General features: G+C 69.9%; 21 protein-coding genes. 16 read left to right on the top strand and 5 right to left on the bottom strand.

What is annotated here, in order from left to right; translation table 11 throughout:
- Window positions 1-85: 85 nt before the first annotated feature.
- Entirely contained in the window at window positions 86-637 is a 552-nt protein-coding gene (locus ACFYWJ_RS34060) for a hypothetical protein (RefSeq protein ID WP_355283509.1), read from the top strand.
- Here ACFYWJ_RS34060 and ACFYWJ_RS34055 read toward each other — a convergent pair whose 3' ends face one another.
- Entirely contained in the window at window positions 638-1,594 is a 957-nt protein-coding gene (locus ACFYWJ_RS34055; RefSeq protein WP_355283507.1) for a DUF2157 domain-containing protein, read from the bottom strand.
- Window positions 1,595-1,729: 135 nt separating this feature from the next.
- Here ACFYWJ_RS34055 and icmF point away from each other — a divergent pair, with 135 nt between their 5' ends.
- The 3 genes from icmF (at window position 1,730) to ACFYWJ_RS34040 (ending at window position 6,561) form a co-directional block, all read left to right on the top strand.
- Entirely contained in the window at window positions 1,730-4,951 is a 3,222-nt protein-coding gene (gene icmF / locus ACFYWJ_RS34050; protein ID WP_355283504.1) for a fused isobutyryl-CoA mutase/GTPase IcmF, read from the top strand.
- 79 nt (window positions 4,952-5,030) lie between these two features.
- Entirely contained in the window at window positions 5,031-6,119 is a 1,089-nt protein-coding gene (locus tag ACFYWJ_RS34045; RefSeq protein ID WP_355283501.1) for an amidohydrolase family protein, read from the top strand.
- Between the two features lie 34 nt (window positions 6,120-6,153).
- Complete coding sequence (locus ACFYWJ_RS34040) at window positions 6,154-6,561, top strand: DUF3224 domain-containing protein (protein WP_355283498.1); 408 nt, start codon at window positions 6,154-6,156, stop codon at window positions 6,559-6,561.
- Between the two features lies 1 nt (window position 6,562).
- Here the strand turns inward: ACFYWJ_RS34040 and ACFYWJ_RS34035 are convergent, their stop codons facing one another.
- Window positions 6,563-7,312, bottom strand: coding sequence for an SWIM zinc finger family protein (locus ACFYWJ_RS34035; RefSeq protein ID WP_355283495.1), 750 nt, complete (start codon window positions 7,310-7,312; stop codon window positions 6,563-6,565).
- Entirely contained in the window at window positions 7,312-10,125 is a 2,814-nt protein-coding gene (locus tag ACFYWJ_RS34030; protein ID WP_355283492.1) for a DEAD/DEAH box helicase, read from the bottom strand. The genes ACFYWJ_RS34035 and ACFYWJ_RS34030 overlap by 1 nt, the downstream gene beginning before the upstream one ends.
- Before the next feature lie 201 nt (window positions 10,126-10,326).
- Here ACFYWJ_RS34030 and ACFYWJ_RS34025 point away from each other — a divergent pair, with 201 nt between their 5' ends.
- The 5 genes from ACFYWJ_RS34025 to ACFYWJ_RS34005 all read left to right on the top strand — a co-directional run bounded on the left by ACFYWJ_RS34025 (window position 10,327) and on the right by ACFYWJ_RS34005 (window position 12,669).
- Complete coding sequence (locus ACFYWJ_RS34025; RefSeq protein ID WP_355283490.1) at window positions 10,327-10,689, top strand: hypothetical protein; 363 nt, start codon at window positions 10,327-10,329, stop codon at window positions 10,687-10,689.
- Window positions 10,690-10,985: 296 nt separating this feature from the next.
- Complete coding sequence (locus ACFYWJ_RS34020) at window positions 10,986-11,321, top strand: hypothetical protein (RefSeq protein ID WP_355283488.1); 336 nt, start codon at window positions 10,986-10,988, stop codon at window positions 11,319-11,321.
- An 8-nt stretch (window positions 11,322-11,329) separates the two neighbouring features.
- On the top strand, window positions 11,330-11,512 hold the full coding sequence (locus ACFYWJ_RS34015) for a hypothetical protein (protein WP_355283485.1): 183 nt from the start codon (window positions 11,330-11,332) through the stop codon (window positions 11,510-11,512).
- A gap of 12 nt (window positions 11,513-11,524) precedes the next feature.
- A complete protein-coding gene (locus ACFYWJ_RS34010; RefSeq protein ID WP_355283484.1) occupies window positions 11,525-11,695 on the top strand; it encodes a hypothetical protein in 171 nt (56 codons plus the stop codon).
- 287 nt (window positions 11,696-11,982) lie between these two features.
- A complete protein-coding gene (locus ACFYWJ_RS34005; RefSeq protein WP_355283481.1) occupies window positions 11,983-12,669 on the top strand; it encodes an HNH endonuclease family protein in 687 nt (228 codons plus the stop codon).
- A 106-nt stretch (window positions 12,670-12,775) separates the two neighbouring features.
- On the opposite strand, the gene ACFYWJ_RS34000 is transcribed toward ACFYWJ_RS34005, so the two are convergent.
- Entirely contained in the window at window positions 12,776-13,594 is an 819-nt protein-coding gene (locus ACFYWJ_RS34000) for a sulfurtransferase (RefSeq protein WP_387160362.1), read from the bottom strand.
- Between the two features lie 330 nt (window positions 13,595-13,924).
- Here ACFYWJ_RS34000 and ACFYWJ_RS33995 point away from each other — a divergent pair, with 330 nt between their 5' ends.
- From ACFYWJ_RS33995 to ACFYWJ_RS33985, 3 genes are all read left to right on the top strand, one after another.
- Complete coding sequence (locus tag ACFYWJ_RS33995; RefSeq protein ID WP_355283478.1) at window positions 13,925-15,130, top strand: benzoate/H(+) symporter BenE family transporter; 1,206 nt, start codon at window positions 13,925-13,927, stop codon at window positions 15,128-15,130.
- Between the two features lie 68 nt (window positions 15,131-15,198).
- A complete protein-coding gene (locus ACFYWJ_RS33990; RefSeq protein WP_355283475.1) occupies window positions 15,199-15,540 on the top strand; it encodes a type II toxin-antitoxin system RelE/ParE family toxin in 342 nt (113 codons plus the stop codon).
- Complete coding sequence (locus tag ACFYWJ_RS33985) at window positions 15,540-15,851, top strand: helix-turn-helix transcriptional regulator (RefSeq protein ID WP_355283472.1); 312 nt, start codon at window positions 15,540-15,542, stop codon at window positions 15,849-15,851. Before ACFYWJ_RS33990 ends, ACFYWJ_RS33985 begins: the two co-directional genes overlap by 1 nt.
- 35 nt (window positions 15,852-15,886) lie before the next feature.
- Here the strand turns inward: ACFYWJ_RS33985 and ACFYWJ_RS33980 are convergent, their stop codons facing one another.
- Window positions 15,887-16,381, bottom strand: coding sequence for an Lrp/AsnC family transcriptional regulator (locus ACFYWJ_RS33980; protein ID WP_355283469.1), 495 nt, complete (start codon window positions 16,379-16,381; stop codon window positions 15,887-15,889).
- Between the two features lie 170 nt (window positions 16,382-16,551).
- Here ACFYWJ_RS33980 and pdhA point away from each other — a divergent pair, with 170 nt between their 5' ends.
- From pdhA to ACFYWJ_RS33960, 4 genes are all read left to right on the top strand, one after another.
- On the top strand, window positions 16,552-17,634 hold the full coding sequence (gene pdhA, locus ACFYWJ_RS33975) for a pyruvate dehydrogenase (acetyl-transferring) E1 component subunit alpha (protein WP_355283466.1): 1,083 nt from the start codon (window positions 16,552-16,554) through the stop codon (window positions 17,632-17,634).
- Window positions 17,631-18,605: an alpha-ketoacid dehydrogenase subunit beta gene (locus ACFYWJ_RS33970; RefSeq protein ID WP_355283463.1), complete on the top strand. Its 975-nt coding sequence runs from the start codon at window positions 17,631-17,633 to the stop codon at window positions 18,603-18,605. Before pdhA ends, ACFYWJ_RS33970 begins: the two co-directional genes overlap by 4 nt.
- A gap of 15 nt (window positions 18,606-18,620) precedes the next feature.
- Entirely contained in the window at window positions 18,621-19,952 is a 1,332-nt protein-coding gene (locus ACFYWJ_RS33965) for a dihydrolipoamide acetyltransferase family protein (RefSeq protein WP_355283460.1), read from the top strand.
- 76 nt (window positions 19,953-20,028) lie between these two features.
- Window positions 20,029-21,393 carry a nucleobase:cation symporter-2 family protein gene (locus ACFYWJ_RS33960; RefSeq protein ID WP_355283457.1) on the top strand — a complete coding sequence of 455 codons (1,365 nt, stop codon included), beginning with the start codon at window positions 20,029-20,031 and terminating at the stop codon, window positions 21,391-21,393.
- Window positions 21,394-21,399: the final 6 nt, after the last annotated feature.

Below are 21,399 nucleotides of genomic sequence, written 5' to 3'. Positions count from 1 at the left end.
GCCGCCCCTCGGCCACGCGGGCAAACCGGCTAGTAGGCGTGGCGGAATGCCCGGTGTGCCCGAGCCGCTGAGGCACAATCGGGGCATGGCCACCGACCAATTCGCGCGGATCACACGGCTGCGCGCGCTGATCGAGCACGAGAACACCGGCGCGGACGAGCGGGCGACGGCCCAGCGCATGCTCGACCGGATTCTGCGGAAATCCCACGGCGACACCGTCGCCGCCGCGGCGCCGGATCGCGTGTACGGCGCCAGGCACCACCGGCCGGGCAGGCACGCGAGCACCGCCTCGATCGTCGAGTCGGTCCGCGACGATATCGCCTTCGCCCGGACCTTCGCCGTGGTCGGCGGGCCGGGCGAGCTGACGGTGCACAGCCCGCTCGCGGCCGCGCCCGCCGCGCTCACGGTGGCGGTGAGCACGCCGTTCGCCGATCAGATCGTCGTCACCATCGCCGACATCCCGCCCGCGTGGGGCTGGGAGTCCGACGAGTTCGACCGCACCACCGCGACCGCGGATCTGCGCCGCCTCGCCGACGAACTGGCCGAGATCATCGACAGCTACAACCACAACGGCGCCGACGTGGGCCCGCGGTTCTTCCGCACGATCCGCGCGCAGGAGACCACGCTGATCCGCTGATCAGTCCGGCTGTCCCGGCCCGGCGAGCAGCACGATCAAGCCGACGGTGAGGACGACGGCGCCGATCGCCAGCACCACACTCGCGACGACCGGACCGCCGTCGGTCCGCTCGGCCACCGTCTGTCCCACCGCGATCGCCACCGCCGCCGCCCCGCCGAGCACCAGGACCGGCTCTCGCCGCGCCGCGTACAGCACCAGGAAAGCCAGCCCGACCAGGGCGGTCAGCGCGGGCCGCCACAGCGATTCGCCGGGTGTCACCGATTGCGCCCCGCCCACCATGATCAGTCCGCCGATCAGGTACCCGGCCCAGTCGGCGACGAAAAGCCGCGTCCAGGCCAGCCCGATCCACAGCGCGCCGAACAGCATCAGCAGCACGCCCGGCCACGCGGACCGGTAGTCGAACACCGCCGAGGTGGTGGTCATCGCGCTCGCGACGCCGAACCCGCCCATCGCGACCATCCCGAGCACGGTCGGCACCAGCAGATACCCGAGCACCGCGACGAGCAGCCCCGCGACCGCGGCCGCGATCTCGGCCTCGTCGCCGAGGGCCGTGACCACCGCACCGCAGACCATGCCGGCGGCCAGCACCAGCAGCACCGCGGCGAGTCGGCTGCGCCCCGCCGACGCGATCGGCACCCGCCGGAAGATCCCGTCGCACCCACCCGCGAGCAGCACCGCACCGGTGATCGCGCATCCGGCCACGACCAGCAGCAACACCACCCGTCCGGTCTGCGCCACGTCCGACCACGCCCGCCCGAGGAACAGCACCACCCCGGCCGCCACCAGGCCTGCGCCCAGATACGCGACGATCTCGGCGATCATCCGGCCCGCGCTCGCCCGGCCCGCCCGGTCCTCGGCGTCGACCGCCCGCAGCACCGCACCGCGCTGGTCGCCGCTGATCACGCCCGCCGCCACCAGCCGCTCCAGCGCCACACCCACCCTGTGTTCGCGAACCATCCGTCGAGTATGTCGACCGGGGTAGGCGATTCGGCCGAATCCCGCCCGCCGCGTTTCGCGCCGGAGTGACGCAGTTCATACTACAATTAGTTGGACGTCCTAGTATTGGTCGTACTATCTGCTGCGGAGGCAGTCATGAGCGAGTCCAGCGCCCTGCATGTGCCGGTCCATCCCGTGCGATTCGTGACCTCGGCGGCCCTGTTCGACGGGCACGACGCCGCGATCAACATCATGCGGCGCATCCTGCAGGCCCAGGGCGCCGAGGTGATCCATCTCGGCCACAACCGGTCGGTGCGCGAGATCGTCGACGCGGTGCTCGAGGAGGACGTGCAGGGCGTCGCGGTCAGCTCGTATCAGGGCGGGCACATCGAATTCTTCGAGTACCTGGCCACGGCGCTGCGCGAAGCGGGCGCTGGCGGCGTGCGGATCTTCGGCGGTGGCGGCGGCGTGATCGTCGCCGAGGAGATCGAGCGGCTGGCGCGCGCCGGGGTGCGGATCTTCTCTCCCGAGGACGGCCAGCGCCTCGGCCTGCCCGGCATGATCAACGAACTCGTCCGGGAGTGCGACGTCGACCTGGCCGCCACCCCGCCCGACCTCGACGCCCTCTACACCGGCGACCGGAACGCCCTGGCGCGCACCATCACCTGCCTCCAGCAGGGCGCGCTGCCCGCCGCGGACCGGACCGCGATCCTGGCCGCGGCCGACAAGCGCCGGGTGCCGGTGCTCGGCATCACCGGCACCGGCGGCTCCGGAAAGTCCTCGCTCACCGACGAATTGGTGCGCAGGCTGCGCACCGACCAGCAGGACAAGCTGCGCATCGCGGTCCTCGCGGTGGACCCGACCCGGCGCCGGGCGGGCGGCGCGCTGCTCGGCGACCGCATCCGGATGAACGCGCTCGACGGCGACCACTTGTACTTCCGTTCGCTGGCCACCCGGGGCAATCACGAACTGCCCGACGACATCGACACCATGATCGCGGCCTGCCGCGCCGCGGGCCACGACCTGGTGATCCTGGAGACCCCCGGCATCGGCCAGGGCGACGCGGGCATCGTCGACCACGTCGACGTGGCGCTGTACGTGATGACGCCGGAGTTCGGCGCGGCCTCCCAGCTCGAGAAGATCGACATGCTCGACTACGCCGACGTGGTCGCGGTCAACAAGTACGAGCGCCGTGGCGCGGCGGACGCGGTCCGCGATGTCGCGCGCCAATTGATCCGCAACCGTGGCGAATTCGGCGCGCAGCCGGCCGACATGCCGGTCTACGGCACCAGCGCGGCCACCTTCGACGACGACGGCGTCACCGCCCTCTACCAGCACCTGACCGGACTCCTCGGCGCGCGCGGGCTACCGCTCGAACAGGGCGCGCTCCCCCGCGTAGACACCAAGGCCTCGACCCGGTTCGCCCAGCTGGTGCCCCCGTCCCGGGTCCGCTACCTGGCCGAGATCGCCGAGACCGTGCGCTCCTACCACGCCGACACCGCCGCGGAAGTCGCGGCGGCCCAGCGTGTTCAGCGGCTGCGGCTGGTGCACGAGGAACTGCCCGGCGACGCCGCCGTCGCCGACCTGCTGACCGCCGCGCGCGATGCACTCTCCCCCGCGTCGACCGCGCTGCTCGCCGAATGGCCCACCGTCACCGCGAGTTACGCGGGTGCGGAGCAGATCGTGCGGGTCCGCGATCGCGAGATCCGCACCCCGCTGCGGCGGGAATCCCTGTCCGGCTCCAGCATTCCCCGCGTCGCCCTGCCGCGCTACACCGACGACGGCGAACTGCTGCGCTTCCTGCGCGCGGAGAACCTGCCGGGCCGATTCCCGTTCACCGCCGGGGTCTTCCCGTTCAAGCGGGACAACGAGGACCCGGCCAGGATGTTCGCCGGGGAGGGCGATCCGGCGCGGACCAACCGCCGGTTCAAGGTGCTCAGCGCGCACGCCGAGGCGACCAGGCTGTCCACCGCGTTCGACTCGGTCACCCTCTACGGCCACGATCCGGCCGAGCGTCCCGACATCTACGGCAAGGTCGGCACCTCGGGTGTCTCCGTGGCCACCATCGAGGACATGCGCACACTGTTCGACGGTTTCGACCTGTGCGCACCGACCACCTCGGTGTCGATGACCATCAACGGACCGGCCCCGACCATCCTCGCGTTCTTCCTCAACACCGCGATCGACCAGGCACTGGACCGGTTCACCGAGGCCGAGGGGCGCGCGCCGACCCCGGACGAGGCGGCCGAGGTCAGGGCGCGCACGCTCGCGACCGTGCGCGGCACCGTGCAGGCCGACATCCTCAAAGAGGACCAGGGGCAGAACACCTGCCTGTTCTCCACCGAGTTCAGTCTGCGGATGATGACCGACGTGCAGGAATGGTTCGTGCGCAACGATGTGCGCAATTTCTATTCGGTGTCGATCTCCGGATATCACATCGCCGAGGCCGGAGCGAACCCGATCAGCCAGCTCGCCTTCACGCTGGCCAACGGCTTCACCTATGTGGAGACCTACCTCGCGCGCGGGCTGGCGATCGACGACTTCGCGCCGAATCTGTCGTTCTTCTTCTCCAACGGCATGGACCCCGAATACACCGTGATCGGCCGGGTCGCCCGGCGGATCTGGGCGGTCGCGATGCGCGACCGGTACGGCGCGGGCGAACGCGCGCAGAAACTGAAGTATCACGTGCAGACCTCGGGGCGTTCGCTGCACGCGCAGGAAATGCAGTTCAACGACATCCGGACCACGCTGCAGGCGCTGATCGCGGTCTACGACAATTGCAACAGCCTGCACACCAATGCCTTCGACGAGGCGGTGACCACCCCCACCGAGGATTCGGTGCGGCGCGCGCTGGCCATCCAGCTCATCATCGCCAAGGAATGGGGGCTGGCGGTCAACGAGAATCCGCTCCAGGGCAGTTTCGTCGTCGACGAGCTCACCGATCTGGTCGAGGAGGCGGTGCTGCTGGAATTCGAGCGGATCAGCGAACGCGGCGGGGTGCTCGGCGCGATGGAGACCGGGTACCAGCGCGGTCGCATCCAGGACGAGTCGATGCGCTACGAACAGCGCAAACACGACGGGTCCCTGCCGATCGTGGGGGTGAACACCTTCCGTGGGCACGACGACGAGGCCGCGCACGGGCCGCTGGAACTGGCCCGCGGCACCGAGCAGGAGCGCCGTTCCCAGCTGGACCGGCTGCATACATTCGTCGACGAGAACGCCGAACGATCCCATCGCGCGCTGGCCAGGTTGGCCGAGGTCGCCCATACCGACGGCAATATCTTCGAGGTACTGATGGACGCCGCGCGGGTGTGCACCCTACAGCAAGTCACCGATGCTTTCTTCGCTGTCGGTGGTCAGTATCGACGGACCGTCTGAAGCGATCGCCGCGAGCACGAATCCGTACACACCCGGCGCGCGCGTGTGACAATTGCCGCCAGCACAGCCAGCGGCGGCGATGGGACGTACAGCAATGGACCTGACCGACCTCGACATCATCGATGCGCACATCCATCAATGGGACCCGAGAGCGACGCCGCGCGAATTCAGCAAGCTCGCCACCCTGCTGCGCTACCTGCCGCTGCCGATCGATATCGCGGCGAAGCTGGCGCCGCGGCGCGACCGCGAATTCGTCGGCGATCCCACCGCCTATACCGGCCCGTATCTGCCCGCCGACTATCGCGACGACCTGGGGAAAACAGCGGTCCGCGGCATCGGGCACTGCGAAGTGGAATGGACCGGCTGGAAGCCCGACGAGACCCGCTGGGTGGCGAGCCTGCCGTTCGGCGTCGACACCCCGGCCCTGACCGCGATCATCGGGGCGGCCGATCCCGCCGCCGCGGACTTCGGCGCGGTGCTCGACGCGCACCAGTCGGCCTCGCCGCTGCTGCGCGGGATCAGGTCCATGGTCGCCCACCACCCCGATCCCGGCGTGAAGTCGTTCGCGCCGACCGACGGTCACCTGACCTCCCCCGGCTTCCTGAACGGCTTCGGTCTGCTCGCCGAGCGCGGCCTGTCCTTCGATGCCTGGGTGTACTCGGGGCAGCTGGCCGAGGTGACCGCGCTGGCCGAGCGATTCCCCGAGGTCACGATCGTGCTCGATCACCTGGGGACGCCCGCGGGCATCTTCGGCCCGGTCGGCAAGGACACCGGGCACACCGCCGCCCAGCGCGCCGCGCTGTTCGACCGCTGGCACGACGACCTCACCGACCTGGCCGCCCAGCCCAATGTGGTGACCAAGATCAGTGGCCTGATGATGCCCGTCCTCGGTCACCCGGTGCCCCCGCGCGGCGTCCCGACGCCGGTGCCCACCCTGATCGACCGGATTCGCCCGATGCTCACCCACGCGCTGACGGTGTTCGGCGCCAACCGGCTGATCTGGGGCTCGAACTTCCCCGTCGACAAGCCGATCACCAGCCTCACCGGCGCGGTCGAGACCGTCGCGGGCGTACTCACCGAGGCCGGGGTGGGCGCCGAGGACCTGCGGAAGGTGTTCGGCGGCAATGCGGTCCGGATCTACCGCATCGACACGGCGGCAACGGAGTGACGGCCGTGTCGGTGGCCCGGTTTAGCATCGCCGCATGAAGGCAACCGGCACGTTCGAAGTCACCGCGTTCGACCCCACCGACCTGCGGCCGCAGCCGCCCATCGACACCGGGCTGCCGGTCGGCGTCACCCTGATGACGAAGGTCTACGCAGGCGAGATCACCGGCACCTCGGCGACGCTGTTCACCGCGGCGTTCGACATGTCCACCGGCGCGGGCACCTACATCGCCATGGAGTCCTTCGAGGGTGCTCTGGCAGGCAGGTCCGGCGCGTTCAACTTCGTCCACTCCGCCACCACCGGCGGCACCGATCGCACCGACGAGTTCTTCCACATCGTCCCCGCCAGCGGCTCCGGCGACCTCACCGGCATCACCGGCACCGGCGACCTCTACGTCGACGCCACCGGCGGCCACCACATCTGGTTCGACTACGAGCTGCCCTGACTCAGCTGTCGAATTCCTGGTACAGCGAACGCAGTTCGCGCAGGCCGGTCGCCGCGGTCTGTTCGTCCTCGGTGGACATGCGCAGGGCGCGGCGCAGCGGGATCGGGTCGAGATCCTCGATGACGGCGTGGAATTCGATGCGGGGTAGTTCGGGGAGGTGCAGGTCGTCGCCGTAGGGGTCGTCGGATTCGTCGGTGCGGGCGGACTTCTCGACGCCGCCGATGAGGGTGTCGAGGTCGAGGCCGCGCAGGGTGAGGATTTCGCCGGGTTGCTCGTCGAGGCGCTCGGCGAGCAGGTAGCAGACCGCGGCGACGTGCTTGCACGGCCAGCCCATGTCCGGGCAGCTACAGGAGAAGTCGAGCTCGGACGCCGTGGTGGGCAGCAGGTGCGGGCCGAGCGCGGGCGGCAGTGCGCCGGAGGCGATCTCGGCGAGCATGCCGGGCGCCGCCCTGATCTCGGCGAGCAGCAGGTCGATCTCCTCCGCGCGCAGCGGCCGCATCGCCAGGACCGAGGTGAACGGGCTCGGCTGGCTGCCCTGCACCTCGGCGGTGACGGCACCGCGTTCGATCCGGTAGTTCACCACCTGGCCGACCCTGGCGTAGGTGCGCCCGCGCGAGAGCCTGCCCGCGTCGGCCACCTGCTCCACCGCGTCCAGCAGGGAGCGGCCCCACCAGGTCCGGCCGAACCCGCCGCGCGCCGCGGCACCACCGGTGACCGGCCTGCGCGGCCCGAACTGACTGAAATCGGCCACTAGTCGCCCACCGCCTCGGCGCCGAGGGTGAACAGTTCGCGCAGTTCGTCGGTGCTCAGTTCGGTGATCCAGTTCTCGCCGGCGCCGACGGCGAGCTCGGCCAATTGCTTCTTCCCGCTGATCATCTCGTCGATCCGCTCCTCGATGGTGTCGACGCAGACCAGTTTGCGGACCTGCACCGCGCGCTGCTGGCCGATCCGGAACGCCCGGTCGGTGGCCTGGTTCTCCACCGCCGGATTCCACCAGCGGTCCAGGTGGATCACGTGATTGGCGGCGGTGAGGTTGAGCCCGGTGCCGCCCGCCTTGAGCGAGAGCAGCATCAGCGGCGGGCCGTGCTCGGTCTGGAACCCGGTCACCATCTCGTCGCGGCCCTTCTTGGACACCCCGCCGTGCAGGAACGGGATGGGGGTGCCGAAGCGCTCGGTGAGGAACGGCAGCACCAGGTCGCCGAACTCGCGGAACTGGGTGAACAGCAGGGCCTTCTCGCCGTCGGCGACGACGGCGTCGAGCACGTCCTCGACCAGGGCGAGCTTGCCGGAGCGGTGGCTGCCACGGCGCAGGATCGGCGAGCCGTCACCGAGGAAGTGCGCTGGGTGATTGCAGACCTGCTTGAGCCGGGTCAGCGCGCCGAGCACCGCGCCTTTGCGCGCCATGCCCTTCGCGTCCTTCAGTTTGGCCAGCATGTCGTCGACGACGGCCTGGTAGAGCGCGGCCTGCTCGACGGTGAGGTTGGCCCGCACCGTCATCTCCAGCTTTTCCGGCAGATCGCTGATGACAGCCGGATCGGTCTTGAGCCTGCGCAGCACGAACGGGTCGGTGATCAGGCGCAACCGGTCGACGGCCTGCTGATCGCGTTCGCGTTCGATCGGCACGGCGAACTTGGCCCGGAACGACTGCGGGCTGCCGAGCAGTTTCGGCATGGCGAAGTCGAACAGCGCGCGCAGTTCCTCGAGGCGGTTCTCCACGGGCGTTCCGGTGAGCGCCAGCCGGTGTCGCGCCGGCAGTGCGCGCGCCGCGCGCGACTGGCGGGTGGCGGCGTTCTTGATGTGCTGGGCCTCGTCGAGCACGATCCGCTCCCACCGCTGCTCGCTGAGCAGGGTCGCGTCGCGGGCCAGCAGGGCGTAGGTCGTCACCACCAGGTCCGCGTCGGCCACCGCCGCGGCGAAGGCCGTGCCGGTGCGCCTGCCCGGTCCGTGGTGGACGAGCACCCGCAGGTCGGGGGTGAATCGCTGGGCCTCGCGCTGCCAGTTGCCGACCACCGACATCGGGCAGACCAGCAGGGTGGGGCCGACTGCAGCGGGACCGGCGTCGACCGTGTTCGTCTCGCGTTCGTGGGCGAGCAACGCCAGGACCTGCACCGTCTTGCCCAGGCCCATGTCGTCGGCCAGGATCGCACCGCAGCTGAGCCTGCTCATCGTGGCCAGCCAGCTCAGGCCGCGTTCCTGATAGGGCCGCAGCTCGGCTTTCAGGCCCACCGGCACCGGCACCGGCTCGGGTTCGCCCTCCCTGGCGAACAATTCGGCCGCCCAGCCGACGGCGGTGACCTCGGTGACCGGCACATCGTCGACGCGTTCGGCGGCGAGTTCGCCGATCATGTCGGCCAGCGTGATCGGCGTGTCGTCGGCGTGCAGCGCGACGTAGCGGGCGGCCGCGGCGAGCACCCGGTGGTCGGCCTGCACCCATTCCCCGCGCAGCTGCACGAGATCGGACTTGCTGCGGATCAGCCGTTCCATCTCGGCCTTGGTCAGCACCAGGTCACCGAGCGCCAGTTCCCAACGGTAGGACAGCAATCCACTCAGGCCGACCGTGGTCTCGGCGGCGGCCGGACTGCTCACCCGCAGCCGCATGCTCGGTTCGGCGATATTCCAGGCGCGCGGCAGCAGCAGCCGGATACCGGCCTCCTGCAGGGCGTGCGCGCCGTGCGCGACCAGGTCTGCGACGACGGCGGTGGGCAGCAGCAGGTCGAGCCCGCGCGGGTCGGTGGGTAGGTCGCGCAGGCGTGGATACGCCTTGCGGGCGTGGCCGAGTTTCTCCGCCGCGGTCCGGACGAGAACCGGATCATCATCGAGGACAACGGGTTTGGGCGCGTCGTCGACCGGGCGCAGGCAGACCTGCAACCGCCACAGCGCCACCGATTCGTCGACGGCGCCGAACTCGCCGTCGGGTTCGCACAGGCGCAGCACCAGTTCCGGTTCGTCGGCGGCGTAGCCCGCCCGCCACTGGTCCAGCGTCTCCGCCAGCCGGTACGAGCCCGTCTCGAGCGGGGTGTCGCCGACCAGGGCCTGCAGTAGCGGGTGCGTGAGCGTGCGGTGCGCGAGGTATTCGCGCGCGATCGGGTCGGTGAGCTCGGTGACCAGGTCCTCCAGCACCGCCGACGGCGACCCGGCCACGCGCAACGCGGCGGGCATCGCGGCGGCCAGCTCGGCCAGCCACGCCCGCTGCCGCTGCCCGCCGACCAGCCGCCAGCGCACCCACCACTGGCCGTCGGCCCGCTCGACCTGCGGCACCACCCGGCCCGCCCGCACCCACCGCTCGACACCGCGGGCGACATGCCCGAGGAAGCGCAGATCGCCGGCGATGTGCTCGCGCCCGAGCCTGCTGCGCAGCACGACGGCCGCCGTCGGCGGCGCGAGCGCGTGCGCGCGCACCTCGGCGGTTCCGGACTGCCCCGCGGCATCGACGACGAGCACCTCGGCGCGATGCCGGAACCTGGCGCGTTCGAGGATGTCGCCCAGCACCGAACCGACCGCCACCGGCTCCCCGTCGTGCCACAGCAGCAGGCCCGACCCGGGGGACCACAGACCGTGCAGCATGGGCTCCATCCAAGCAGTCGGCACCGACAACCGGCGCGGCGCCTCCTCCCCCTGGATTTCTCGCCGATCCCGGAACATACTTGGATATCCCCTGGTCACGGGCCGGACCATCCACCGGCGACAACTGCATAACGACCCAGGCGAACCGGGCTCGCTCCGGCTCGGCCGATGAACCCCCTGTAATGCGTGTGGAGGGCAGTGATGACGATTCTGCTCCAGGTTCTCGAGCAGAGCTATACCCCGACAACCCCGTGGGAACGGCGCAAATTCACTTTCATCGACACCGGAAAGATCGTCGGCATGCGCCTGGACGGCCAATCCGGTGTGTGGCTCGACCTGTCCAGACCCGGCGAATCCCAGCGTCTGGCGCACACGGTCGATCCGCGCGAGTCGATCACCTTCCTGTTGACCGTGTTCGCAAAGATCGCCGAATGCGAGGACCGTGGCGGGTCCTGGCTGGTCGGCCACGACGGCACGCACGTGTCCTCGATCGCGGCGACGCGGTTCCCACCGAATTCCAGCGAAGTGGCCGCCGACGACATCCTCGCCCGCGCCTGGCTCTAGACCCCGCGCGGGGCCTGGCTGCTGGTGCTCGCGGTCGCGGGCTGTGGCGTTCTCACCCCGGATGAACCGGTCACCCCGGCACCCGGCAGTCCGACGCGTGCCGGGGTGACGGCCCGCAAGAGTCCGAGTTGCCCGACCAACATCGGACCGCGCAGGAATATCGAATACCTGCGAGTGGGGGAATGTAATGTACGGGGAAATTCAAGGAGGCGAGAATGGACAAGCGCCGCCGATCAAGAGTCACGACACTTCTATTCATCCAAATTTCCCGGTAGTCGAGCCGGGCGATCACCGAAGTGGACAAGACCCAGAATCCCGTCAAGGTCATCCTGTCCACCGACTGGGTCATCGTCGCCGGAATCTCGAACGATCATGTCCAATCGCTCGGCCGGTACAGCCTCGCCTCGACCACCGTGGTGGTCGCCCAGCCAGGTGCGGCCGGATCACACCAGATCGAGCTGAAGCAGCAGTCCCCTATCTGCGATATCTACAATTTCCCTACCGACGCCGACTACGGCAACATGGCCCAGGCCGCCGTGAACACCATGGCGCCGAGCGAGGAACTCGGCCTTGCCAAGTCGTTCCTGGTCTACGGTTCCGGCGCGGTGCATTCCTGGTCGGGTTCGAAATAGGTGGGGATATGACTGACAAGAACAGCGGGACGAATGATGCGCTGGTCCCGGCAACCTTCGGCGTCATCGCCGGCGGCATGCTGGCGGTGATCTCCTATTTCCCCCTGGTCGCGCTGCTGCAGAACGTCTTCGACGTCCCCGAGCTCACGGCGACTCCCAAGAAATACCGAGGCGACACGGAACCGATTTAGCCGTGGTATCGGGTGACGTGGCTGGCACCGGTACTCGTTGCGATTCCCGCCGGACTGGCATTGTCCTGGTGGCGGCGCGCCCGGGTCTTCGCACTGGCATCCACGGTGACGTTCGTCCTCGGCGCTGCCGCGGTCGCCGCTGTCGTGATCTCTTTCGAGATCAACGGATTCGCGCCCGACTGACCTGACCGGAGTAGCCGGGTCGGAGTGGCCGCGGTCCCCAGACCCGTGCTGAGGGCGCTGGTGTCCTTCTGATGGTCGCCGGACAGTGTGGTTTGCAGCTTCTGGATCGGCAGAACCAATCCCGGTAACCGACGAATCCGACTCGGCCACAATATATTTCAACACCACACTACAACTACGACATCGCCTCAGGAGAACGCCGTTACAGTACGAGCCGATGGGCGGCACCGCCCGGACCAGACCCCGCGCGGGTTTGTTGTCGGTACCTCCGACTACAACCTGCAGGTATGCGGACTCGGGCGTGGCTGCTGGTGATGGTGCTCGCGGTCGCGGGCTGTGGTGTTCTCACCCCGGATGAACCGGTCACCCCGGCACCCGGCAGTCCTACGCGTGCCGAGGTGACGGCGCTGCTCGATCAGGTGCGGGTGATCGCGGCCCGCCCGCGGCCCGGTGGCTACGAACGTGGCTGCAAGGCGGGTCAGGCGTGTGTTTTCGGCGCGGCCTGGTCCGACGACACCGAGGCTCCCGGCGGCCACGACGGCTGCGATACGCGTAACAACGTCCTCGCCGCTCAGTTGCGCGAGGTGGTGCTGCGTGGTCGCTGTGTCGTCGTCGAGGGCGTCCTCAGCGATCCCTATACCGGCACCGACATCACCTTCCGCAAGTCCGACGGCGGGCGGGTCCAGATCGACCACGTCTACCCCTTGGCCGCCGCCTGGGACATGGGCGCCGCCGCCTGGCCGCCCGCCCTGCGTCTGCGCTTCGCCAACGATCTGTCGGTGAACCTGCTGGCCACCGGCGCCGCCACCAACCAGTCCAAGGGTGACGACACCCCCGCCGACTGGCTGCCCCCGGCCCGCGCCAACCACTGCTTCTACGCCGCCAAGTACCTCACCGTCGCCGTCGACTACGACCTCCCGATCACCGCCGCCGACAACGCCGCCCTCCACGGCATCGCCCGTGGGTGCCCTTAGGACCGAGTGGTCGGCGCCGGACGAGTCGGCGTCCGCTGTGTCGGCACGCCGTCACCGAACCCGACCGCGACGCCCGGTTCGATCGCCGCGCCGGGTCAGCGCCAGCTCACGCGCCCGTGGCGACCGGCCGCTTCGGGTCGTTGGACCACTGCGACCAGGAGCCCGGGTACAGCGTGGCCGGGATGCCCGCGACGGCGAGGGCCGCGATCTGGTGGGCAGCGGTGACGCCGGAGCCGCAGTACACCGCGACCGGGCCCTCGCCGAAGGCGGCGAAGCGGGCGCGCAGGGCGTCGACGGTATGGAAACGTCCGGTGGCGTCCAGGTTCTCGACGGTCGGGGCACTCACCGCGCCGGGGATGTGCCCGGCCTGCGGGTCGACCGGCTCCACCTCGCCGCGATAGCGTTCGCCCGCGCGGGCGTCCAGGAGCACGCCGGACCAGCCCGCCGCGGCGTCGGCGTCGATCACCGGCAGGCCACCGGGGCGGACCACCAGGTCACCGGTCTCGGGGTCCGGCTCCGCGCCGGTGGCGAGCGCGCCGTCCGCGGCGGTCCAGGCGGGCAGGCCGCCGTCCAGGATGCGGACGTCCGCGACGCCGGCCCAGCGCAACAGCCACCAGGCCCTGGCCGCGGCCATCCCGCCGGTCGCGTCGTAGACCACCACCGGTTCGCCCTCGCCCAGTCCCCAACTGCGCGCGCACTTCTCGAAGGTGCCCGGATCGGGGAGCGGATGGCGGCCGCGCGCGGGTGCGGGCGCGGCGGCGAGCTCGGTCTCCAGGTCGACGAAGACCGCGCCCGGGATGTGCCCGTCGAGATAGTGCTGCGGGCCGTTCGGATCACCGAGCGCCCACCGCACATCGAGCAGGTGAATCTTCTTGTCCGCCAGTTCTTCCCGGAGTTCTTCCGGGGAGATCAATACCGCGCCCACTGCCACTCCTCACCACGTCGTACCCGCTGAAGCCCCCGCAGTCGCCACCCTACGCAGTGCGGGCGGTGCACCGTTGCCGAACCTGCCCGCGACCTCGGCTCGGCGCCGATTCGGTCTCGCGTCGGCGCCTGTCTTCTCGCCAGTCGGTCGACGAGGCCGTCGGCGCGCCCAGCCGGTTCGGCGAGCCACCGGCGGCGACGGCCAGGTCCGTCGGCCACATCTGCCGACCACGGGATCGCGAACTGGACCGACGGGGCCGACCTGCCGATCAGGCCACTTTCCCGGTACTGGCAGGCGACAGCCGCGGCGCGGACAGGCAATATCGGCACAATGTCGCAGGTCACCACCACCACGCCGGACGAGCTCAGCGAACCGAGGGCGGGGATCGCGCAGCCGCTCGGCGCGGGCGCGATCACCGCGCTGGTCGGGTTCACCAGTTCGTTCGCGGTGGTGCTCAGTGGCTTGCGGGCGGTCGGGGCGAGTCCGGCGCAGGCGGCATCCGGGCTGATGATCCTGTGTTTCACGCAGGGCATCGGCATCCTGCTGCTCAGTTTCCGGTACCGGATCCCGGTCACGCTGGCCTGGTCGACACCGGGTGCGGCGCTGCTGGCGAGCACCGGGCTGGTGGCGGGCGGCTGGCCCGGCGCGGTGGCGGCGTTCGCGGTGACCGGCGTGCTCGTCGTCATCACCGGGTTGTGGCAGCGGCTCGGGTCGCTGGTGGCGGCGATCCCGGTGCCGATCGCGCAGGCCATGCTCGCCGGCGTGCTCGTCCCGCTGTGCCTGGCGCCGGTGCAGGCGTTGCGCACCTCCCCCGCGGTGGTGGTCCCGGTCATCCTGGTGTGGCTGGTGCTGCAGCGGTACGCGCCGAAGTGGGCGGTGCTGGTCGCCTTCGTCACCGCGGCGGTCGGGACCGGGATCGACATCGCGGTCCGCGACCGTCACCTCGACCTCGCCGCCATGGTGCCGACGCTGGAATGGACGGCGCCGCACTGGCATTGGCAGGCGATCGTCGGCATCGCGGTGCCGCTCTACATCGTCACGATGGCCTCGCAGAACATTCCCGGTGTCGCGGTGATGCGCTCGTTCGACTACCAGGTGCCGTGGCGCGCGTCGATGCTCGTCACCGGGATCGGCACCATCGCCGGCGCCGCGGCGGGCGGCCACGCGATCAACCTCGCCGCCATCAGCGCCGCCCTGTCGGCCGCCCCCAGCGCGAGCCCCGACCCGAAACGCCGCTGGATCGCCGCCGCCACCGCGGGCGGGTCCTACCTGATCCTCGGCCTCGCCTCGGCCGCCCTGGTCACCCTGATCGCCGCGGCCCCGGCGGGCACCCTGGAAACCGTCGCGGGCCTGGCCCTGCTGGCCACCCTCGCCGCCGCCCTCACCGGCGCCCTGTCCGACCCCGACCACCGCATGCCCGGCCTGGTCACCTTCCTGGTAGCCGCCTCCGGCACCACCCTCTTCGGCATCGGCGGCGCCTTCTGGGCCCTCCTCGCCGGCCTCCTCATCCGCCGCTTCCTCCCCCGAAACGCCTAGCCGACTCGACCGAACCGCGCCAATACCACCTCTAGCATCTAGACCCCAGAGGGGGTATTCTCGACGCAGTGGGTTGGCGCATCTACCTCACCAAGCAGGTCCTGAACTGGGTCGACAGCTTGGACGATGTCATGTTCGACCACTACGAAGCAGCGCGTCAGGAACTGGAGGCAAGAGGACCCGCACTCGGACGCCCATGGGTGGACTCCCTGCGTACATCGAGGCATTCGAATATGAAGGAGCTACGCATCCCCGGCTCGAACGCCAGGATCATTTTCGCGTTCGACCCGAAACGATCGGCAATTCTCTTGATCGCCGGTGACAAGACGAACCAGTGGCAGCAGTGGTATCGAGACAACATCCCGATCGCCGACCGCATATTCGACGAGCACATAGGAAGACTGGGCTGATGGAGCTATTCGACACCAGCGACTCGCGCCATCCGCGCGGCGGATACGACCAGGCGCGCGTCGCCGCCACGCGGAAGAAGATGCGTTCCGTCGAGCGGGCCTACCGGCTCGCCGAACTTCGAGAAGCGCAGCAGCTCAACCAGACCGAGCTGGGCAACAAGATCGGAATCGGGCAACGCACCGTGTCGAAGATCGAGCACGGCGAGATCGAGCGGTCGCGGATCGAGACGATTCGCAAGTATGTCGAGGCCCTCGGTGGCGAAATCCAGGTCGTCGCGCGATTCGGCGACGAGGCCTACACGATCGCCTGACCGCCGTCGGGCGATCGTACCGACGGCGTTCAGGATCAGATCGGGCCGGCGAGGCGGTCGAGGAGGGGGATGGTGCGGGGGCCGACGAGTTCGCGCATGACGAGGGCCATGTTGGTGCGTTCGACGCCGGGGATCTTGAGGATCTGGCCCGCGATGCGGTAGAGGTCGTCGGCGTCGCGGGCGACGATGCGGACGGTGAGGTCGGTGGAGCCGGTCATGCCGCAGACCTCGGTGACCTCGGGGACGTCGGCCAATTCGTCGACGACGGCGTCGAGCTGGTGCTGGTCGACGACGACCGCGACGAAGGCCGCCAGCGGGTAGCCGAGGGCACGGGGTTCGACGCGGCGTTCGAAGCTGCCGAGGACGCCGCCGCTGTCCCAGCGGGCCAGCCGCGCCTGGACGGTGTTGCGCGACAGGCCGAGGCGGGCGGCCAGTTCGACGCCGGTGGCCCGGGGATTGGCGACCAGCTCGCGCAGCAGCCGGGCGTCGGTGGCGTCGAGAGTCACAGCGTCGGGTTCGCGACTGGTCATACAACGCAGTATGACAGCGCGCGACGGGTCCAGACCGTGCATTCTGCGCACTGCCGTGTCGGTCGCTTGCGCAGTCGGCTTTATCGTGGATGCTGAGTGATACACATCGCACTCAGCGATTGTCGTACTTGCATCGGCCCACAAGGCGCGATGGTGAGGAGGCGATCTCGATGTCGGAGAAACAGACCTACCCGGTCCAGTTGGTACAGCCGGACGGCAGACGGGTGTTCGATCGCGAACACGCCGCACTGGTCGCCGACATCGATGCCGAGCGGTTGCGACAGCTCTATCAGGACCTGGTCGTGACCCGCCGGATCGACGTCGAGGCCACCGCCCTGCAACGGCAGGGACAGCTCGGCCTGTGGCCGCCGCTGCTCGGCCAGGAGGCCGCCCAGGTGGGCTCGGCACACGCCCTGCACCCCGACGACTACGTGTTCTGCTCCTACCGCGAGACCGCGGTGGCCTACGTCCGCGGCGTCCCGCCCGAGCAGCTGACCACCCTGTGGCGCGGCACCGCCCACCACTGCTGGGACCCCGACGCGGTCAACATGACCAACGCCAACATCGTCGTCGGCTCGCAGGGCCTGCACGCCACCGGCTACGCCTACGCCGCCCATCTCGACGGCGCCGACATCGCCACCATCACCTATTTCGGCGACGGCGCGACCAGCCAGGGCGACATCGCCGAGGCGCTCGGCTTCGCCGCCACCTGGAGCGCGCCGGTGGTCTTCTTCTGCCAGAACAACCAGTGGGCGATCAGCGAACCGGTCGCGGTGCAGAGCCATGTGCCGCTGGTGCGCCGGGCCGACGGCTACGGCATCCCGGGCGTGCAGGTCGACGGCAACGACGTGCTGGCCGTGCTGGCCGTCACCCGCCAGGCGGTGGAGCGGGCCCGCACCGGTGGCGGCCCGACCTTCATCGAGGCGATGACCTACCGGATGGGCCCGCACACCACCGCCGACGACCCGTCGCGCTACCGCACCGCCGCCGACACCGAGTACTGGGAACACCGCGACCCGATCGAGCGCATCCGCCTGCTGCTCGACCGCGAGGGCCTGCTCGACCCGGAGTTCGAGCGCCGGGTCGCCGACACCGCCGACGACGTCGCCCGCCGCGTGCGCACCGCGACGCTGGCGATGCCCGACCCCGACCCGGCGGGCATGTTCGACAACGTCTACGCGACCGAGCACCCCCTGATCACCGAAGAGGCACAGCAGTTCTCGGCCTACCTCGCCGAAGGAGCGCAGTCATGATCACCACCTTCGCCGCCGCCCTGAACACCGGCCTGCGCCGCGCCATGGAGGACGACGCCAAGGTGGTGCTGCTCGGCGAGGACATCGGCAGGCTCGGCGGCGTGTTCCGGGTGACCGACACCTTGCAGAAGGACTTCGGCGACAACCGCGTCATCGATACCCCGCTGGCCGAATCCGGCATCGTCGGAACGGCTTTCGGCATGGCGCTGCGCGGCTACCGGCCGGTGGTGGAGATCCAGTTCGACGGCTTCGTCTATCCCGCCTTCGACCAGATCGTCTCCCAGGTCGCCAAGATCCACTACCGCACCGGCGGCAAGGTGAAGGCGCCGTTGACGATTCGCATTCCCTTCGGCGGCGGCATCGGCGCGGTGGAGCATCATTCGGAATCGCCGGAGGTGTATTTCGCGCACACGGCGGGTCTGCGGGTGGTCTCGCCGAGCACCCCGGCCGACGCGTATTCGATGATCCGCCAGGCCATCGCGCTGGACGATCCGGTGGTGTTCTTCGAACCGAAGCGTCGCTATTGGGACAAATCCGACGTAGATTTCGACGGCGAACCGGATCTGCCGCTGCACCGGGCCAGGGTGTGCACGCGGGGCGCGGACGCGACCGTCGTCGCCTACGGCGGCACCGTCGCCACCGCGCTGACGGCGGCCAGGATCGCGGCCGAGGAAGGACATTCACTGGAGGTGATCGATCTGCGCAGCCTCTCCCCGATCGACGTCGACACGATCGCCGAATCGGTCGACAAGACCGGCAGGCTCGTCATCGTGCACGAGGCGCCGGTCTTCGCCGGGCTCGGCGCCGAGATCGCGGCCAGGATCACCGAGCGCTGCTTCTATCACCTCGAGGCGCCGGTGCTGCGCGTCGGAGGCTACGACATCCCCTACCCCCCGGCTAAGCTCGAAAAGCACCACCTGCCCGACCCCGACCGCATTCTGGCGGCGGTCGATCGCTGTCTAGCCGCGTGATGAAAGGTGCCTGGAGTGCCCGAACAAGCCGCCGACGACGGTCATGTTCTCGAATTCCGCCTCCCCGACCTGGGCGAGGGTCTCGCCGACGGTGACCTGGTGTCGTGGGCCGTCGCCGTCGGCGACACGGTGGAACTGAACCAGACCATCGCGGAGGTGGAGACGGCCAAGGCGGTCGTCGCGCTGCCGTCGCCGTTCTCCGGGGTGGTGGTGGAGCTGCTGGCGCAGCCGGGCGACACCGTGCCGGTCGGCGCGCCGCTGATCCGGGTGCGCAACGACCTCGAGGTCGCCGCGCCGCCGACGGCGGAGCAGGTCACCCGCAACGACGTCCTGGTCGGCTACGGCCCCGAGGCCGAAGCCACCTCGCGCAGACGCGCCGCCACCCCGGCGGCGGCGATGGCGGCGAGCACGCCGAGTACCCATCGCGCGGCGGCCACGCCGGCGGCCCGCAAGCTGGCCAAGGAACTCGGCATCGATCTGTGGTTCGTCGCCGGCTCGGGGCCGGAGGGCGCGGTCACCGTGGAGGACGTGCGCTCGGCCGTTCCGGTGACGGCGCCGCGCACCCCCGCGCGCGTCGGCGCGGCAACGCCCGCACCGCTCGACGGGCACGCCGGTGACGCCGACGGCGGGCTGATCGCGCCGACCGCGCGCGAGGAGCGCACCCCGATCACCGGCGTCCGCAAGCGCACCGCCGCCGCGATGCAGGCCAGTTCCCGCACCATCCCGCAGGCCAGCACCTTCGTCACCGTCGACTGCACCGCCTCGATGGAACTGCTCGACCACCTGCGCACGACCAAATCCTTCGAGGGCCTCACCCTCACCCCGCTGGCCCTGGTGGCCAAGGCGGTGCTGGCGGCGATCGCGGAGTACCCGGGGATCAATGCCGCCTGGGACGAGCAGAACCAGGAGATCGTCACCAAGCACTACGTGAACCTGGGCATCGCGGTGGCGGCCGAGCGCGGCCTGCTGGTGCCCAATCTCAAGGAGGCGCAGTCGCTGAGCCTGCGCGAGCTGTGCCGGGAGATCGGCTGGTCGGCCGAGACCGCCAGGTCGGGCAACGCCACGCCCGCCGATCTGCGCGGCGGCACCTTCACCATCACCAATGTCGGGGTGTTCGGTGTCGACAGCGGCGTGCCGCTGGTGAATCCGGGCGAGGCCGCGATCCTGTGCCTCGGTTCGATCCGCAAGCGGCCGTGGGTGTTCCGCGACGAACTGGCCGTGCGCTGGGTCACCACGCTTGGCCTGAGCTTCGATCACCGGATGGTCGACGGCGAGCTCGGCGCCCGCTTCCTCGCGACCACCGCGGGCTTCCTCGAGGACCCGTTGACGCTGCTCAGCCGCGTCTGAGCGATATACCCGACCCGTCACACCGCCGAAACACGACGCCGATCGGCGGTAAAAATGGCGGGCTACAAACGGGGGCATGAGCGAGTTACATCCCGTCGACACCCGGCTGCCGTTCGCGCGGCAGCTGGTGTTCGGCATCCAGCACGTCTTGATCATGTACACGGGATGTATCACCGTGCCGCTGGTGTTCGGCGCGGCGGCGGGCCTCGACCGGTCGACCATCGGACTGCTGATCAGCGCCGACCTGCTGGTCGCCGGGATCATCACGCTGGTGCAGAGCCTCGGTGTCGGCAAGCTGGCAGGCGCGCGCCTGCCGATCGTGTGCGGCGCGACCTTCGTCGGCCTGAACCCGATGATCCTCATCGCCAAGGAGTACGGACTCGACGCCGTGTACGGGTCGATGCTGATCGGCGGTGTCGTCGGCATCGCGCTGGCCTGGCCGTTCGCCCGGGTGGTTCGGTTCTTCCCGCCGCTGGTCACCGGGACCGTGCTGACGGTGGTCGGGGTGTCGCTGATCGGGGTCGCCGGGGGCCTGATCATCGGCACCGACCCGAAGTCGCCGAGTTTCGCCGCGCCGTCGAACATCGGGCTGGCCGCGGTCGTCGTGCTGATCGCGGTCGGCTTCGTCTGCCTCGGGCGCGGGGTGTGGTCGCAGCTCGGCGTGCTGATCGCGCTGGTCGCCGGGATCGCGATCGCCATCCCGATGGGCCTGGTGACGACGAAGGGCATCGGCACCGCCGACTGGATCGGCATCCCGCAGCCGTTCCACTTCGGCGCGCCACAGTTCCCGGTGACCGCCGTGGTGGCGATGAGCATCGTGATGGCCGTGGTGTTCGCCGAGTCCACCGCCAGCATGCTCGCGATCAGCGAGATCACCGGCAAGCCGATCGGCAAGGGCGATCTGGCCCGCGGCCTGGTCGGCGACGGCCTCTCCGGCGTGCTCGGCGGCGTCTTCACCGCGTTCGTCGACACGATCTTCAACCAGAACGTCGGCGCGGTGGCGGCGACGCGGATCTACAGCCGCTACGTGACCGCGGTGAGTGGCGCGATCCTGGTGGTGCTCGGGCTGGTGCCACGGATCGGCGAGGTCGTCGCGGCGATCCCGAAGCCGGTGGTCGGTGGGGTCGGGCTGGTGCTGTTCGCGACGGTCGCGGTGGTCGGGGTCAATACGCTGCGCCAGGCCGACCTGCTCGACCGGGTGAACGCGACCATCGCGGCCACCGCGATCGGCATCGGCCTGCTGCCCGAGCTGACCAGCGGCATGTTCACCAAGTTCCCGACCTCGGCGCAGATCCTGCTCGACAGCGGGGTCACGCTGGGCGCGGGTGCCGCGTTCCTGCTGAACCTGATCTTCAATCACACCCGCCTCGGCACCATGGCCCGCGCCGCGATCGCCCCGGCCGCACCGGTGCCGCCGCAGCCTGCCGCGGTCACCGGCTGACACCGG

This window comes from Nocardia sp. NPDC003269, from assembly GCF_042888005.1.
GTDB lineage: Bacteria > Actinomycetota > Actinomycetes > Mycobacteriales > Mycobacteriaceae > Nocardia.
Note: the sequence above shows the minus strand (reverse complement) of the source record. Positions and strands in the feature narration are given on the sequence as shown.